Below are 15,449 nucleotides of genomic sequence, written 5' to 3'. Positions count from 1 at the left end.
GGGGCTTCCACCATCGCGTTCGTCACCGCGTCCGACGAGAAGCCGACGGTCGCGGTCTCCCCGGCCGAGACCGCCTTCTTCAACGACATGGAGCAGAAGGTCGCCGCCACCGACGCCGCCACCGCGGCCACCGCCACGGTCGGCACCGAGAAGAAGGGCTGGGGCACCCATGTCGTCCTCCGGCTGGAGAACGTCAAGGGCCCGCTCAAGTGCAGTCTGATCGCCGTCGGCAAGAACGGCGAGGAGGAGACCGTCACCTCCTGGGCGGTTCCGAAGTGGGGTTACGGCATCGCGGACAGCCCGCGTGACACGGCGCGGAAGCCGCTGTTCGTGCACGGCGGGGCGGCCATGAAGCGGAGCGACATCGACCGATTCGAGGTCCGCACCTCCGACGGCAAGCGTCTGGTGGAGGTCGACGCCTGACAGATTCGCCCCCTTCGCGTACGGTTGGCGGCTGCCCAGTGCACGTCAGAAGGGGGCCTCGGTGGCCGCGCAGGAAGCCGCTGTCGACGCTGTCGATCCGGTCCGGGAGGACCCCGCCCGGGAGGACTCCGGCCGCTCAGGCCGGCGGAATCCCGGCCGGGACGACTCCGTCCGGGACCGCGAGATCGCCGTCGAGCAGGAACATCTCGACCGGGTGTACCACCGCCTGGAGGAGAAGATCGACGAGGCGGAGTTCCTGATGCGGGACGCCGCCAAACTCGGCCAGGTCGGCACTCCCGGCGCGCTCGCCGAACGGGACGCCCAGGTCTTCCGCGCGGGCGTCCACCTCAGCCGCCTCAACAACGAGTTCGAGGACTTCCTCTTCGGCCGGATCGATCTGCTGCGCGGCAAGGACGGCAAGAAGGGCCCGGACGGCGCGTACACCTCGGTGGAGCCCGCCGACGACGCGGTACGGCCCGACGGCACCGCGGAGATCGCCGAGACCCTGCACATCGGCCGCATCGGAGTCCTGGACGCCGACTACGCGCCCCTGGTGATCGACTGGCGGGCCCCCGCCGCCGCCCCCTTCTACCGCTCGACCCCGGTCGAGCCGGGACGGGTGGTACGCCGCCGGGTCATCCGCTCCAAGGGCCGCCGGGTCCTCGGCGTCGAGGACGATCTGATGCGCCCGGAGCTGACCGCGCGCCTGGACGGCGCCGTACTGCCCGTGATCGGCGACGGCGCGCTCATGGCCGCCCTGGGGCAGGCCCGCAGCCACACCATGCGCGACATCGTCGCCTCCATCCAGGCGGAGCAGGACCTGGTGATCCGCGCCCCCGCCGCCTCCGTCACCTATGTGGAGGGCGGCCCCGGCACCGGGAAGACCGCCGTCGCGCTGCACCGGGCCGCGTATCTGCTCTACCAGGACCGGCGGCGGTACGCGGGCGGCATCCTGATCGTCTCGCCCACCCCGCTGCTCGTCGCCTACACCGAGGGCGTGCTGCCGTCGCTGGGCGAGGAGGGACAGGTCGCGATCCGCGCCGTGGGCCATCTGGTCGACGGCGCGGAGGCCACCGTCTACGACGATCCGGCCGTGGCCCGGATCAAGGGCTCGGCCCGGATGCTGAAGGTGCTCCGCAAGGCGTCGCGCGGAGCGCTGGAGCGCCCCGGACCCACCGTGACGGTACGGGACGGACAGCTCGCCCTCGGCGACGACGAGGCGCCGGGCACCCCCGACCGGCTGCGGGTGGTCGTCTTCGGCCGCCGGCTGGAGCTGGCCGCCGACGAACTGCGCCGCATCCGGGAGAACGTCCTCGGCGGCTCCGCCCCGGTCAATCTGCTGCGCCCGCGCGCCCGCAGACTGCTGCTGGACGCGCTGTGGGCGCGCTCGGGGTCCGCGGGCCGCCATACGGACCCCGAGCTCGCCGCCGAGCTGCGCTCCTCCTTCGACGAGGATGTGATCGGCGAGGACAGCTTCCTCACCTTCCTGGACGAGTGGTGGCCCGAGCTGACCCCGCGCGGGGTGCTCGCCGCCATGGCCGACGAGCGCAGGCTCGGACGCTGGGCGCGGCGGGTCCTCAACCCGGGCGAGGTGCGCAGGCTCGCCCGCTCCCTCGCCCGCGCGGGCGCGGACGGCAAGGGGCCGCTCTCCGTGCACGATGTGGCGCTGCTGGACGAGTTGCAGTCGCTGCTCGGGGCGCCGGCCCGGCCGAAGAAGCGGCGCGAGCTGAATCCGCTGGACCAGCTCACCGGGCTGGAGGAGCTGATGCCCCAGCGCGAGGAGACGCAGCGCGAGCGCGCCGAGCGGCTGGCGGCCGAGCGCACCGAGTACGCGCATGTGATCGTCGACGAGGCGCAGGACCTCACCCCGATGCAGTGGCGGATGGTCGGCCGCCGGGGCAGGCACGCCACCTGGACGATCGTCGGCGACCCGGCGCAGTCCTCGTGGCCGGAGCCGAAGGAGGCGGCCGAGGTCCGGGACGAGGCCCTGGGCACCCGTCCGCGCCGCCGCTTCGAGCTCACCGTCAACTACCGCAACCCCGCCGAGATCGCCGAGCTGGCGGCCCGGGTGCTGGAGCTCGCGATGCCCGGGGCGACCTCCCCGTCGGCGGTCCGCTCGACGGGGGTCGTGCCGCGGTTCGCCGCGGCCGGCGACCGGCCGCTGGGCGAGACCGTACGGGAGGAGGCACGCCGGCTGCTCGAACGGGTGGACGGCACGGTGGGCGTGGTGGTCGCCATGAACCGCCGTGAGGAGGCCGCGCGCTGGCTCGCGGGGCTGGGCGACCGGGTGGTGGCGCTCGGCTCCCTGGAGGCCAAGGGGCTGGAGTACGACGCCACCGTCGTGGTCTCGCCCGCGGAGATCGCCGACGGCTCCGCGGTGGGGCTGCGTGTGCTGTACGTCGCACTGACCCGGGCGACCCAGGAGCTGACGGTGGTCTCCGCCCGCCGGGACCAGCCGGACGGGGACGGGGTGCCCGAGCTGCTCAGGGGCGGTGGCGGCCGGGGAGCGCCGGAGCGCGGGAAGGCGGGAAGAGGGCGCGACGACAGGCCCGGGACACCGCCGGACGGGGGCTGACGCGCAGTCAATCCGCGCTGGGGGAATCGCTGGCGAGGGTGGTTTGTTAGCCTGGTGGTGACACCGGCTCGATCCAAGCCCCCGGGCCCAACCTTCGTCGCTTCGAGCGACCACTTGCCGCGAGGCGAGCATGGCGGGCCGGTGTCACCTCAGCATCGTCACCTCAGCATCGCTTCAGGTCCATGCCACACCTTTGGTGGCATGGACCTGTTGTCGTTCCGGGCCGATCCGGGACCATCAGAGGTCCCGGAGCGGGCCGATCCGGGACCCTGTGCCGTCGATCCGGGCCGATCCGGGACCCCCGCACCGGCCCTCCGGAGCCTCCGCGGCCTTCCCTCCCCGGGGGGCTGTCTCGTATGGTGGAAAACGTTTTCCGAAAACAAAACGACCACTATTAACGGCTACCGACTGGTAGGTGCGACCATCGGGGGAGCGTCCGCCGTGGGCTGCCCCGCCGCGGGCGCGTAGCAATGAAGCTAGGGAAAGCAGAGGAACCCGGTCATGGCAACGGCGCCCAGCGTCTCGTATTCGATGACGGTCCGGCTGGAGGTGCCCGCGAGCGGAACCGCGGTCTCCCAGCTGACCACGGCCGTGGAGTCCTCCGGCGGCTCGGTTACCGGTCTGGACGTGACCGCCTCCGGCCACGAGAAGCTCCAGATCGATGTGACCATCGCCGCGACCTCCACCGCGCACGCGAACGAGATCGTCGAGGAGCTCCGCGGCATCGAGGGCGTCGTCCTCGGCAAGGTCTCCGACCGTACGTTCCTGATGCACCTCGGCGGCAAGATCGAGATGCAGTCCAAGCACCCCATCCGGAACCGCGACGATCTCTCGATGATCTACACCCCGGGGGTGGCGCGGGTCTGCATGGCCATCGCCGAGAACCCCGAGGACGCCCGCCGCCTCACCATCAAGCGCAACTCCGTCGCCGTGGTCACCGACGGCTCCGCCGTGCTCGGCCTCGGCAACATCGGCCCGATGGCCTCCCTGCCGGTCATGGAGGGCAAGGCGGCCCTCTTCAAGCGCTTCGCGGGCATCGACGCCTGGCCGATCTGCCTGGACACCCAGGACACGGACGAAATCGTCGCGATCGTCAAGGCCATCGCCCCGGGCTTCGCCGGGATCAACCTGGAGGACATCTCCGCGCCGCGCTGCTTCGAGATCGAGGCCCGGCTGCGCGAGGCCCTGGACATCCCCGTCTTCCACGACGACCAGCACGGCACCGCGATCGTGGTGCTGGCCGCGCTGACCAACGCGCTGCGCGTGGTCGGCAAGGCCGTCGGCGACGTCCGGGTGGTCATGTCGGGCGCCGGAGCGGCCGGTACGGCCATTCTGAAGCTGCTGCTGGCCGCGGGCGTGAAGCACGCCGTGGTGGCCGACATCCACGGGGTGGTGCACGCGGACCGCGCCGACCTGGTCGACGCCGACGCCGAGTCGCCGCTGCGCTGGATCGCCGACAACACCAACCCCGAGGGCGTCACCGGCACCCTCAAGGAGGCCGTCGTCGGCGCGGATGTGTTCATCGGCGTCTCCGCCCCGAATCTGCTGGGCGCTCAGGACGTGGCCGCGATGGCCGAGGACGCGATTGTGTTCGCGCTCGCGAACCCCGACCCCGAGGTCGACCCGGCGATCGCCCGTCAGACGGCCGCGGTGGTCGCCACGGGCCGCTCCGACTTCCCCAACCAGATCAACAACGTGCTGGTCTTCCCGGGCGTCTTCCGCGGTCTGCTGGACGCTCAGTCCCGCACCGTCAACACGGAGATGATGCTCGCGGCGGCGACCGCGCTGGCAGATGTGGTCACCGAGGACGAGCTCAACCCGAACTACATCATCCCGTCGGTCTTCAACGACAAGGTCGCGGGCGCGGTCGCCGGTGCGGTTCGCAACGCGGCGAAGGCGGCGGGGGCCTCCGCGACGACCCCGGTCACCCAGGGCTAGCACCGCCCTTTCCGCTCGCAGGGCCGCGCCGTACTCCCGAGTACGGCGTACGCCCTGTTCACACGGCGGTCATGCCTTCGGCGGCCCCGGGTCGCCGGGGGGCGACCGGCCGCCTACAGTAACCATCACGGCCCCGCGCCCGTTCCCGACTACGGCGCGTCGCGGGATGCCGGGTACCCGCGGCCGATCTAGGGTGGCGGACCATGGCCCCGGCGGCTCCGAGGAGTCCCCGCCTGATGAACGGAGCGTCACCACGACGTGGTAGTGGCGCTTTTCGTGTGACTCAGGAGGGTGCCGGATTGGCGTTCCCGCCGTTGGTGGGGGCAGGATGCGTAACCAGGCGAGAGGGTCTGATCCAGACCCTGGTCCGGGGACTGTCAGAGGGCCCTGGCAGCATCGGCTTCGATCTCACGCCTCACAGGCAAGTAGAAACACGGGAGTAAGAACATGAACCGCAGTGAGCTGGTGGCCGCGCTGGCCGACCGCGCCGAGGTGACCCGCAAGGACGCCGACGCCGTGCTGGCCGCCCTCGCCGAGACCGTCGGTGAGGTTGTCGCCAAGGGCGACGAGAAGGTCACCATCCCCGGCTTCCTGACCTTCGAGCGCACCCACCGTGCCGCTCGTACCGCGCGTAACCCGCAGACCGGCGACCCGATCCAGATTCCGGCCGGTTACAGCGTGAAGGTCTCGGCGGGCTCGAAGCTGAAGGAAGCGGCGAAGGGCAAGTGAGTCCTCAGGGGCTCACCGCTCGGCCGGTGAGCCCTCAGGGCTCGTGAGCCTTCAGGGCTCGCGCTCGACCGCTTGAACCGACAAGGGCGGCCACCTCGAAGAGGTGGCCGCCCTTGTCGTGCTGTCGGCGTGTCAGCGCCTCACACCAGCGACGACTTGCCCGGGAGCTCGACCTTCGCACCCAGTTCGACGAGCTTGTCCATGAAATTCTCGTAACCGCGGTTGATCAGGTCGATCCCGTGCACCCGTGAGGTGCCCTGGGCGGCCAGTGCCGCGATCAGATACGAGAAGCCGCCCCGCAGGTCCGGGATGACCAGATCCGCGCCCTGGAGCTTCGTCGGGCCCGACACCACCGCCGAGTGCAGGAAGTTGCGCTGGCCGAAGCGGCAGTCCGAGCCGCCCAGGCACTCGCGGTAGAGCTGGATGTGAGCACCCATCTGGTTGAGCGCCGAGGTGAAGCCCAGCCGGGACTCGTAGACCGTCTCATGGACGATGGACAGCCCCGACGCCTGCGTCAGCGCCACCACCAGCGGCTGCTGCCAGTCGGTCTGGAAACCGGGGTGTACGTCCGTCTCCAGGGCGATCGCGTTCAGCGAGCCCCCCGGGTGCCAGAAGCGGATGCCCTCGTCGTCGATCTCGAACGCGCCGCCGACCCTGCGGTAGGTGTTCAGGAAGGTCATCATCGAGCGCTGCTGGGCGCCGCGCACATAGATGTTGCCCTCGGTCGCCAGCGCCGCCGACGCCCAGGAGGCGGCCTCCAGACGGTCCGACAGGGCCCGGTGGGTGTAGCCGCCGAGCCGGTCGACACCGGTGATCCGGATCGTCCGGTCGGTGTCCATGGAGATGATGGCGCCCATCTTCTGCAGCACGCAGATGAGGTCCTCGATCTCCGGCTCCACCGCGGCGTTGGACAGCTCGGTGACGCCCTCGGCGAGCACCGCCGTCAGCAGCACCTGTTCGGTCGAGCCGACCGAGGGGTACGGCAGCCGGATCTTGCAGCCGCGCAGCCGCTGCGGGGCCTCCAGATACTGGCCGTCGTCGCGCTTCTCGATCGTCGCGCCGAACCGGCGGAGCACATCGAAGTGGAAGTCGATCGGCCGGCCGCCGATGTCGCAGCCGCCGAGGCCGGGGATGAAGGCATGGCCGAGCCGGTGCAGCAGCGGGCCGCAGAACAGGATCGGGATACGCGAGGAACCCGCGTGGGCGTCGATGTCGGCGACGTTGGCGCTCTCCACATGCGTCGGGTCGAGCACCAGCTCACCGGGCTCGTCGCCCGGACGGACGGTCACCCCGTGGAGCTGGAGCAGTCCGCGCACCACCCGCACATCGCGGATGTCGGGCACATTGCGGAGTCTGCTCGGCTCACTGCCGAGCAGGGCGGCGACCATCGCCTTCGGCACCAGGTTCTTGGCGCCTCGGACGCGGATCTCGCCCTCCAGCGGGTTCCCGCCGTGGACAAGCAGTACATCGTCTGTGCCGGTCATGAATCTCGCGTTCCGGAGGGGTCCCCCTCAGTGGAGCGAGGGGAAGGGCGGGCAGTGGTCAGTGAAAAGGGTAAGGGGCCACAGCCCCTGTCCCGTAAGGGCGGGGAGCCTCTGTGACGTCATGAGTTCGCTACAGCACGCTGGGTTCCCGGCGATATGCGGAGCGTCAACTTCCGGATGGCTTCGAGGCCGCCGCCCCCACCGCTGTGAGCTGCGCCGCGGTGCACTGTGCGGCTCCCGGCCCCGCGCGGGCCCAAGATGCGGGATCATGTCTCGCATGACCGAGGTGTCCTCGCTCACAGGGCGGCTGCTCGTCGCCACTCCCGCCCTCGCGGACCCGAACTTCGACCGGGCGGTGGTCCTGCTGCTCGATCACGACGACGAGGGCTCCCTCGGTGTGGTCCTCAACCGGCCGACCCCCGTGGGCGTCGCCGACATCCTGGAGTCCTGGGCCGCGCTCGCCGGGGAGCCGGGCGTCGTCTTCCAGGGCGGTCCGGTCTCCCTCGACTCCGCGCTCGGCGTCGCGGTGATCCCCGGCGACGAGGGCCCGCTCGGCTGGCGCCGGGTGCACGGGGCGATCGGCCTGGTCGATCTGGAGACCCCGCCGGAGCTGCTCGGCGCGGCCCTCGGCTCGCTCCGCATCTTCGCCGGGTACGCGGGCTGGGGCCCGGGCCAGCTGGAGGAGGAGCTCGACGACGGGGCGTGGTACGTCGTGGAGTCGGAGCCCGGCGATGTCTCCTCGCCCAGACCCGAGACGCTCTGGCGGTCCGTGCTGCGGCGGCAGCGCAGTGAGCTGGCGATGTTCGCGACCTATCCGGACGATCCCTCCCTCAACTGAAGCGGCCTGAGGCAGGCGGCCTAACCCCTCGGTCCGGTCCGGAGCATGGCCGGAAATCAGATGGACCCAGGTGCGGTCCGCCTGCTTCCGGCACGGGTACCCTTGGAGTTCATGAGCACTCTTGAGCCCGAGCGCGGGACTGGGACGGGAACCCTGGTAGAGCCGACGCCGCAGGTGTCGCACGGCGACGGCGATCACGAGCGCTTCGCCCACTATGTCCAGAAGGACAAGATCATGGCGAGCGCCGTCGACGGCACTCCCGTGGTGGCCCTGTGCGGAAAGGTCTGGGTGCCGGGGCGGGACCCCAAGAAGTACCCGGTCTGCCCGATGTGCAAGGAGATCTACGAGTCCATGGGCCCGGGCGGCGGCAAGGACAAGGGCGGCAAGGACAGCTAGTCCTCCGTCGGCGACGGCCCCGGGGGCACGCGGCAACGCGTGCCCCCGGGGCCGTTTGCGTGCCCGTCCGCTCACGGCCCGTTCCGTGATCCACACAGGCGTTGCACAGGATGCGTCCGCCGGTCACGGAGTGGTTGAGACCTCTTGTTTCCGCATTCCCCCCGCTCTAGCCTCCTCCGTGTTGTGCAGCACGAAACGTACGTTGCAGATGCTGCAACGCATACCCGTAGGGGACGCTCATGAAGCTCAGCTCCCGCATCGCCGCACCGATCGCCGCACTGGCGCTGGCGGGCCTCACCGCCACCGCCTGTGCCCCTCAGACCTCCGACAACAGCTCTTCGAAGGACGAGAAGTCCGGCACCCTGCGGGTCTGGCTCTTCCAGGAGGTCAACAACGACCCCAAGAAGAAGGTCGTCGACGACGCGATCGCCGCCTTCGCCGAGAAGCACGACAAGGCCGAGGTCGAGGTCGAGTACATACCGGTCGAGACCCGCGCCCAGCGCATCAAAGCCGCGTTCAACGACCCCAAGAGCGCCCCCGATGTGATCGAGTACGGCAACACCGACACAGCCGGGTATGTGAAGGACGGCGGACTCGCCGACATCAGCAAGGAGTTCACGGCCTGGGACGAGGCGGGGGACAGCGACCCGACCGCCGCCCAGTCGGTGACCGTGGACGGCAAGATCTACGGCGTGCCCCTCTTCGTCGGCGTACGGGCGCTGTACTACCGCACCGATGTGTTCAAGGAGCTGGGCCTGAAGCCGCCCGCCACCCAGGCCGAGCTGATCTCCACGGCCAAGAAGATCCGCAAGGAGAAGCCGGAGCTCTACGGCCTGGCGGTCGGCGGCGCGTACACCTATGGCGCGATGCCGTTCATCTGGGCCAACGGCGGCGAGCTCGCCGAGGAGAGCGGCGGCTCCTACACCGCCGCCATCGACAGCCCCGCCGCCCAGAAGGGCATCAAGGCGTACACCTCCCTCTTCGGCGACGACAACTGTCCGGCCGCCAAGTGCGCCGCCATGACCGGCAACGCGGTCGTCACCGCGTTCGCCTCCGGGAAGGCGGGCATGGCGATCGGCGGCGACTTCAGCCATCAGGCCGTCGAGGCGGGCAAGGTCAAGGGCAAGTACGCCGTGGTGCCCCTGCCGGGCGTGAAGTCGGGCGAGATCGCCCCGGCCTTCGCGGGCGGCAACAACATCGGCGTGCTCAAGAGCACCTCGCACCGCACCCTCGCGGTCGACCTGGTCAAGGAGCTCGCGGGCAAGGAGTCCCAGCGGAAGTTCTTCGACGCCATGGGCTTCCTCCCCACCTACACCGATGTGCGGGACGAGGTCGCGCAGCAGGAGCCGCTCGTCAAGCCGTTCGTCGAGACGCTGGGCGCGGGCGCCAAGTTCGTCCCCGCGTCCCCCGCGTGGGGCCAGATCGACGCCTCCCTCGTCCTGCCGACGATGTTCCAGGAGATCGTCAGCGGCAAGAAGGACGTGGCGGGCGCGTCGGGTGACGCGGCGAAGAAGATGGACACGGCGTTCTCCGACGCCGGCTGAACGACCCGATCACCATGACGCACCAAGCGACAGCCGCAGGGCCGGCCGCGGTCTCCCCGAAGACCGCCCCGGCCCCGGCCGGAAAACGCCCCGGAAAGCGCTCCGGACGCCGGGGAGGGCGCTGGACGCCCTGGCTCTATCTGGCGCCCGCCATCGTCGTCCTCGCCGGACTGCTGGTCTACCCGATCTACCAGCTCGGGCTGATCTCGTTCCTCGAATACACCCAGGCCCAGGTCAGCGGTGGCGAACCCACCACGTTCAAGGGCCTCGACAACTACCGCACCCTCTTCTCCGACAGCCAGTTCTGGCAGGTCCTGCTCGCGACGGTGGGCTTCGCCGCCGCCTGTGTGGTCTCCACCCTCGCGGTCGGCTGCGCGCTCGCCGTGCTGCTGACCCGTATCCGGGCGCTGCCGCGCCTCGCCCTGATGATGGCGGCGCTCGGCGCGTGGGCCACCCCCGCCATCACCGGCTCCACCGTCTGGGTCTTCCTCTTCGACCCGGACTACGGCCCGGTGAACCGGCTCCTCGGACTCGGCGACCACTCCTGGACCTACGGGCGCTACAGCGCTTTCGCCCTGGTCCTCTTCGAGGTCGTCTGGTGCTCGTTCCCGTTCGTCATGGTGACCGTGTACGCGGGTATCAAGGCCATTCCCTCCGAAGTACTGGAGGCCGCTTCGCTGGACGGCGCCTCCCAGTGGCGGATCTGGCGCTCGATCACCGCGCCGATGCTCCGTCCCATTCTGGTTGTCGTCACCATCCAGTCCATCATCTGGGACTTCAAGGTCTTCACCCAGATTTATGTCATGACCAACGGCGGAGGCATCGCAGGGCAGAATCTCGTCCTCAATGTGTACGCGTATCAGAAAGCCTTCGCGTCCTCGCAGTACAGCCTCGGTTCGGCGATCGGCATCGTCATGCTGCTCATTCTGCTGGCCGTCACCCTCGTCTATCTGCGCCTTCTGCGACGCCAGGGAGAAGAACTGTGAGCCGCACCGGCACTCTGCGTATCCGCCGCCCCTGGCGGCTCGCCGCCGAGGCGTCCGCGCTCGTCGTCGCGGTGATCGTGGCCTTCCCGCTGTACTGGATGGTCCTCTCCGCCTTCAAGCCGGCAGGCGAGATCCAGTCGACCGAGGCGCGTCCCTGGACGCTCAATCCGTCGCTCGACTCGTTCCGCCGGGTCTTCGAGCAGCAGGAATTCGGACGCTATTTCCTGAACAGCCTGTTCGTCGCGAGCGTGGTCGTCGTGGCGTCCGCGCTGATCGCCTTTCTCGCCGCGACCGCGGTCACCCGGTTCAAGTTCAAGTTCCGCACCACCTTGCTCATCATGTTCCTGGTGGCGCAGATGGTGCCGATCGAGGCGCTGACCATCCCCCTGTTCTTCCTGATGCGGGACGCCGGTCAGCTCAATACCCTCTGGTCGCTGATCCTGCCCCATATCGCCTTCTCACTGCCCTTCGCGATCTGGATGCTGCGCGGCTTTGTGAAGGCGGTGCCCGAGGCGCTGGAAGAGGCGGCCTATATCGACGGCGCCAGCCGTACCCGCTTCCTCTGGCAGATCCTCTTCCCGCTGGTCTTCCCCGGTCTGGTGGCGACCAGCGTCTTCTCCTTCATCTCGACCTGGAACGACTTCCTCTTCGCGAAGTCCTTCATCATCAGCGACACCTCGCAGTCGACCCTGCCGATGGCGCTGCTGGTCTTCTTCAAACCCGATGAGAACGACTGGGGAGGCATCATGGCGGGCTCCACCGTCATGACCGTCCCGGTGCTGATCTTCTTCGTACTCGTACAGCGGCGGCTGGTCTCCGGACTGGGCGGCGCGGTAAAGGACTGAGGACCGACAAGGATGGACGCCATGACCGCTGCAGACAACCCTCCTGATCCGGCCGGAGAGCCGATGGATCTGATTCCGGCGCCGCGCACCGCCGCGGGCTCAGGGCCCGGCTTCTTCACGCCCGACGCCCGCACCGTCCTCCGGGCGGGCCCGGGCACCGCCACCGCCGAGCGCTGGCTGCGCTCGGCGGTGGGACCCGCGCTCGGGCTGCCGCTGGCCCCGGCGAACACCGGGCGCACCGATGGCACGGAGCCCGCGGAGCCCGCGGAGCCCGCCGCGAACGCCGAGCCCGCCGACCGCACCGATCGCGCCGAGCCCGCCGGGAACGCGATCGTCCTTCTCGTCGACGAGAGCCTGGAGCGCGAGGGCTACCGCCTCCAGGTCGACGCCGCCCGGGGCGTGGAGATCCGCGGCGGCAGCGCCGCGGGCGTCTTCTGGGGCGCGCAGACCCTGCGTCAGCTGCTCGGACCCGACGCCTTCCGCAGGGCTCCGATCGCCCCCGGGGCGGTTCGTGGCATCGCCGAGCAGATCATCGAGGACAGTCCCCGCTTCTCCTGGCGCGGGCTGATGCTCGACGTCTCGCGCCACTTCACCCAGAAGACCGACATCCTGCGTTATCTGGATCTGCTGGCCGCCCATAAACTCAACGTCTTCCATTTCCATCTCACCGACGACCAGGGCTGGCGCATCGAGATCAAGCGCTACCCCCGGCTCACCGAAACCGGCTCCTGGCGCTCCCGCAGCAAATGGGGACACCGCTACTCCGAACTCTGGGACGAGAAGCCCTACGGCGGTTACTACACCCAGGACGACATCCGCGAAATCGTCGCCTACGCCGCCGACCGGCATATCACCGTCGTCCCCGAGATCGACGTCCCGGGCCACTCCCAGGCCGCCATCGCCGCCTACCCGGAACTGGGCAACACCGACGTCGTCGACACCGCCTCGCTCTCGCCCTGGGACGACTGGGGCGTCTCACCCCATGTGCTCGCCCCCACGGAGAACACCCTCCGCTTCTACGAAGGCGTGCTGGAGGAAGTCCTCGACCTCTTTCCGGCCGAACTCTCCCCGTACATCCACATCGGCGGCGACGAGTGCCCCAAAGACCAGTGGAAGGCGTCGCCGGCCGCCCAGGCGCGCATCGCGGAACTCGGCGTCGGAGATGAGGACGGGCTCCAGTCCTGGTTCATCCGCCACTTCGACAGCTGGCTCACCGCCCGCGGCCGGCGGCTCGTCGGCTGGGACGAGATCCTGGAGGGCGGCCTCGCGCCCGGGGCCACCGTCTCGTCCTGGCGCGGCTACGGCGGCGGGATCACGGCGGCCGAAGCCGGTCATGACGTGGTGATGTGCCCCGAGCAGCAGGTGTATCTGGACCACCGTCAGGACGGCGGCCCCGATGAGCCGATGCCCATCGGATATGTCCGCACTCTGGAAGACGTCTACCGGTTCGAGCCGGTTCCGCCTACTCTCTCCCCCGAGGCGGCGGCCCATGTCATCGGCACCCAGGCCAATGTCTGGACCGAGGTCATGCAGGAACGTTCCCGCATCGACTACCAGGTCTTTCCCCGCCTCGCGGCCTTCGCTGAAGTCGCCTGGTCCCGGCTGCCCGCCCCCGCGGAACGCGACTACGCGGGATTCGAACGGCGAATGAACGGCCACTACCGCCGCCTTGACGCCCTCGGCGTCGACTACCGGCCACCCGGCGGCCCCTTGCCGTGGCAGAAGCGGCCCGGAGTGGCCGGATTCCCAAAGGAGGGCACGCCCCCGAACGTGTGAGTCGCCGTCAAGCCCGATGTCCGCCGCCCCGGACTCTGGGACCGTGTAACCGCCATGAGGAACAAGTCGTACAACGGTGTTGAAGACCGGCAATCCGTATGGGGTGCCGCAGTTGCGACAAAGGCGGCCACGGCCGTAGCAAGGGTGCATCCTTCGTGGATGCACCCTTCGCGGACCCTCTCGCCGGTCGGCCCGGAAGATGTGCCAGAGTTGCCACGTCCGGCCTGTGAGCACGTACGGTACGGCAACACAGGCGGGATGGCCGGACACCGGGAAGGGGCAGCTGGGTGACCACGCACGCACCGCAGACGACGCGGTCGGTGATGCTGCCGACCTCGCTCGACGAGGCCGTGGCGGCGCTGACCGCCATGCCCGCCGCCGTGCCGGTCGCCGGGGGGACCGACCTCATGGCGGCCGTCAACAAGGGCCAGCTGCGCCCGGCGGGGCTCGTCGGGCTCGGACGCATCAGCGAGATCCGCGGCTGGCGCTACCAGGACGGTCACGCCGTCCTCGGCGCCGGACTCACCCACGCCCGGATGGGACGGCCCGACTTCGCCGCCCTCATCCCCGCGCTGGCCGCGTCCGCGCGCGCGGCCGGGCCGCCGCAGATCCGGAACGCGGGCACCCTCGGCGGCAACATCGTCTCCGCCGCGCCCACCGGCGACACCCTGCCGGTGCTGGCCGCCCTGGAGGCGGAGCTGATCATCGCGGCGCCGGGCGGCGTCCGCCGCGAGATCCCCGTCTCCCATCTGCTCGCGGGCCGCGAACTGCTCGCACCGGCCGAACTCATCGGCTACGTACGCGTACCGCTGCTGCACGCGCCCCAGGTCTTCCTCAAGGCGACCGGACGCACCGGGCCCGGCCGGGCCACCGCCTCCGTCGCCGTCGTCCTCGACCCCGTGCGCCGCACCGTGCGCTGCGCGGTCGGGGCCATCGCGCCGATGCCGCTGCGCCCGCTGGAAGCCGAGCAGTGGATCGCCTCGCTCATCGACTGGGACGGCGAACGCGGCCTCGCGGGCGAGGCGCTGGCGGCCTTCGGGGAGTACGTCGCCGCCGCGTGCATCCCCGACCCGCCGCCCGCCCCCGCGGGGGAGGAGCAGCCCGTTCACCCGCCCGCCGTACTGCATCTGCGGCGCACCGTCGCCGCGCTGGCCCGACGTGCACTGGGGAGGGCGCTGTCGTGAGCAACGAAGAGAATCCGCACGGCCATCAGCAGGACACCCAGGAGCACCATGTCCCGGGCCACGGCGGCTGGCAGCAGACCACGCACGGCGATTACGACTACGAGGCCACGGCCTTCGTCCAGCTGCCGCCCGAGGACGCGCTCGGCGGCCCGCCCCTGGAGGCCCCGGGGCACGGCTATGTGCCGCCGATGATCCTGCCGCTGACGCCCGCCGCCGACCCCCAGGTGCCGCAGGTCTGGCAGGGCCGGCCGCAGCCCGCGCCGGGCCCGGAGCAGGTGTGGCCGGAGCCGGCCGCCGAGCACCCGATGGGGGGCCGCCCGCAGGGCGACACCCTCGGGGGCGGCCATGCCCTGGACGCCCACGCCCTGGACACCTACGGCATGGGCCCGCACGGCGGCGACGGATACGCCGTCCCGCACGAGCAGGTCACGCACCCCGGGGCTCTCCCGCATGACACCGGGGCGCACCCCGGGGCCGTCCCGCACGACACCGGAGCGCACCCCGCCGGGGACCCGCACGCCACCGGGCAGTGGGCCTTCCCGGAGACCGGACAGCCCGGTCACCCCACGGATGTGACGGGCCAGTGGACGATCCCGGTGGCCCGGGGCGATCTGCCCGAGGAGACCGGGGAGTTCACCACGTCCGTGCTCCGCTCCCAGTGGGGGGCCGCGCCCGCGACCCTGCCGGGCGGTGCGCCCGCGCCCTGGGCTGCCGACGCCCCGGCGACGCTG

Annotated in this window: 11 protein-coding genes and 2 pseudogenes; 12 read left to right on the top strand and 1 reads right to left on the bottom strand. The window is 70.5% G+C overall.

Going from position 1 to position 15,449, the window contains the following annotated elements; translation table 11 throughout:
* From FF041_RS06305 to FF041_RS06290, 4 genes and pseudogenes are all read left to right on the top strand, one after another.
* A pseudogene (locus FF041_RS06305) lies at positions 1-423 on the top strand (RNA polymerase subunit sigma); the annotation flags it as partial.
* A 184-nt stretch (positions 424-607) separates the two neighbouring features.
* The gene (locus tag FF041_RS06300; RefSeq protein WP_407698117.1) at positions 608-2,998 is read left to right on the top strand and encodes a HelD family protein; all 2,391 of its coding nucleotides are present in this window, start codon (positions 608-610) and stop codon (positions 2,996-2,998) included.
* Positions 2,999-3,499: 501 nt separating this feature from the next.
* Positions 3,500-4,936: an NAD-dependent malic enzyme gene (locus FF041_RS06295; RefSeq protein ID WP_153521389.1), complete on the top strand. Its 1,437-nt coding sequence runs from the start codon at positions 3,500-3,502 to the stop codon at positions 4,934-4,936.
* Positions 4,937-5,383: 447 nt separating this feature from the next.
* Complete coding sequence (locus FF041_RS06290; protein ID WP_004571953.1) at positions 5,384-5,665, top strand: HU family DNA-binding protein; 282 nt, start codon at positions 5,384-5,386, stop codon at positions 5,663-5,665.
* Between the two features lie 140 nt (positions 5,666-5,805).
* On the opposite strand, the gene murA is transcribed toward FF041_RS06290, so the two are convergent.
* Positions 5,806-7,149 carry a UDP-N-acetylglucosamine 1-carboxyvinyltransferase gene (murA, locus tag FF041_RS06285; protein ID WP_153521388.1) on the bottom strand — a complete coding sequence of 448 codons (1,344 nt, stop codon included), beginning with the start codon at positions 7,147-7,149 and terminating at the stop codon, positions 5,806-5,808.
* 277 nt (positions 7,150-7,426) lie between these two features.
* Between murA and FF041_RS06280 the strand changes: the two genes are divergently transcribed.
* The 8 genes and pseudogenes from FF041_RS06280 to FF041_RS06245 all read left to right on the top strand — a co-directional run.
* Entirely contained in the window at positions 7,427-7,987 is a 561-nt protein-coding gene (locus FF041_RS06280; RefSeq protein ID WP_153482179.1) for a YqgE/AlgH family protein, read from the top strand.
* 111 nt (positions 7,988-8,098) lie between these two features.
* Positions 8,099-8,383, top strand: a complete 285-nt coding sequence (locus FF041_RS06275) for a DUF3039 domain-containing protein (protein ID WP_153482178.1) — start codon at positions 8,099-8,101, stop codon at positions 8,381-8,383.
* Positions 8,384-8,622: 239 nt separating this feature from the next.
* Positions 8,623-9,927, top strand: coding sequence for an extracellular solute-binding protein (locus FF041_RS06270; protein ID WP_153521387.1), 1,305 nt, complete (start codon positions 8,623-8,625; stop codon positions 9,925-9,927).
* Between the two features lie 14 nt (positions 9,928-9,941).
* Positions 9,942-10,913, top strand: a complete 972-nt coding sequence (locus FF041_RS06265; RefSeq protein ID WP_194291945.1) for a carbohydrate ABC transporter permease — start codon at positions 9,942-9,944, stop codon at positions 10,911-10,913.
* A complete protein-coding gene (locus tag FF041_RS06260; protein WP_323371335.1) occupies positions 10,910-11,758 on the top strand; it encodes a carbohydrate ABC transporter permease in 849 nt (282 codons plus the stop codon). Before FF041_RS06265 ends, FF041_RS06260 begins: the two co-directional genes overlap by 4 nt.
* A 21-nt stretch (positions 11,759-11,779) precedes the next feature.
* Positions 11,780-13,534 (top strand): beta-N-acetylhexosaminidase, encoded by a 1,755-nt coding sequence (locus FF041_RS06255; RefSeq protein ID WP_153521386.1) that lies wholly within the window; start codon positions 11,780-11,782, stop codon positions 13,532-13,534.
* A gap of 287 nt (positions 13,535-13,821) precedes the next feature.
* Positions 13,822-14,718 carry an FAD binding domain-containing protein gene (locus FF041_RS06250; protein WP_323371334.1) on the top strand — a complete coding sequence of 299 codons (897 nt, stop codon included), beginning with the start codon at positions 13,822-13,824 and terminating at the stop codon, positions 14,716-14,718.
* Positions 14,715-15,449: pseudogene (locus FF041_RS06245) on the top strand ((2Fe-2S)-binding protein); the annotation flags it as partial. The gene FF041_RS06250 and the pseudogene FF041_RS06245, both read left to right, overlap by 4 nt.

The organism is Streptomyces jumonjinensis, from assembly GCF_009600885.1.
Lineage (GTDB): Bacteria > Actinomycetota > Actinomycetes > Streptomycetales > Streptomycetaceae > Streptomyces > Streptomyces jumonjinensis.
Note: the sequence above shows the minus strand (reverse complement) of the source record. Positions and strands in the feature narration are given on the sequence as shown.

Coding starts and splice junctions, on each gene's coding strand:
- FF041_RS06275 (WP_153482178.1), top strand. CDS start 8,099: ATGAGCACTCTTGAGCCCGAGCGCGGGACTGGGACGGGAACCCTGGTA.
- FF041_RS06255 (WP_153521386.1), top strand. CDS start 11,780: ATGACCGCTGCAGACAACCCTCCTGATCCGGCCGGAGAGCCGATGGAT.
- FF041_RS06280 (WP_153482179.1), top strand. CDS start 7,427: ATGACCGAGGTGTCCTCGCTCACAGGGCGGCTGCTCGTCGCCACTCCC.
- FF041_RS06295 (WP_153521389.1), top strand. CDS start 3,500: ATGGCAACGGCGCCCAGCGTCTCGTATTCGATGACGGTCCGGCTGGAG.
- FF041_RS06265 (WP_194291945.1), top strand. CDS start 9,942: ATGACGCACCAAGCGACAGCCGCAGGGCCGGCCGCGGTCTCCCCGAAG.
- FF041_RS06290 (WP_004571953.1), top strand. CDS start 5,384: ATGAACCGCAGTGAGCTGGTGGCCGCGCTGGCCGACCGCGCCGAGGTG.
- FF041_RS06270 (WP_153521387.1), top strand. CDS start 8,623: ATGAAGCTCAGCTCCCGCATCGCCGCACCGATCGCCGCACTGGCGCTG.
- murA (WP_153521388.1), bottom strand. CDS start 7,149: ATGACCGGCACAGACGATGTACTGCTTGTCCACGGCGGGAACCCGCTG.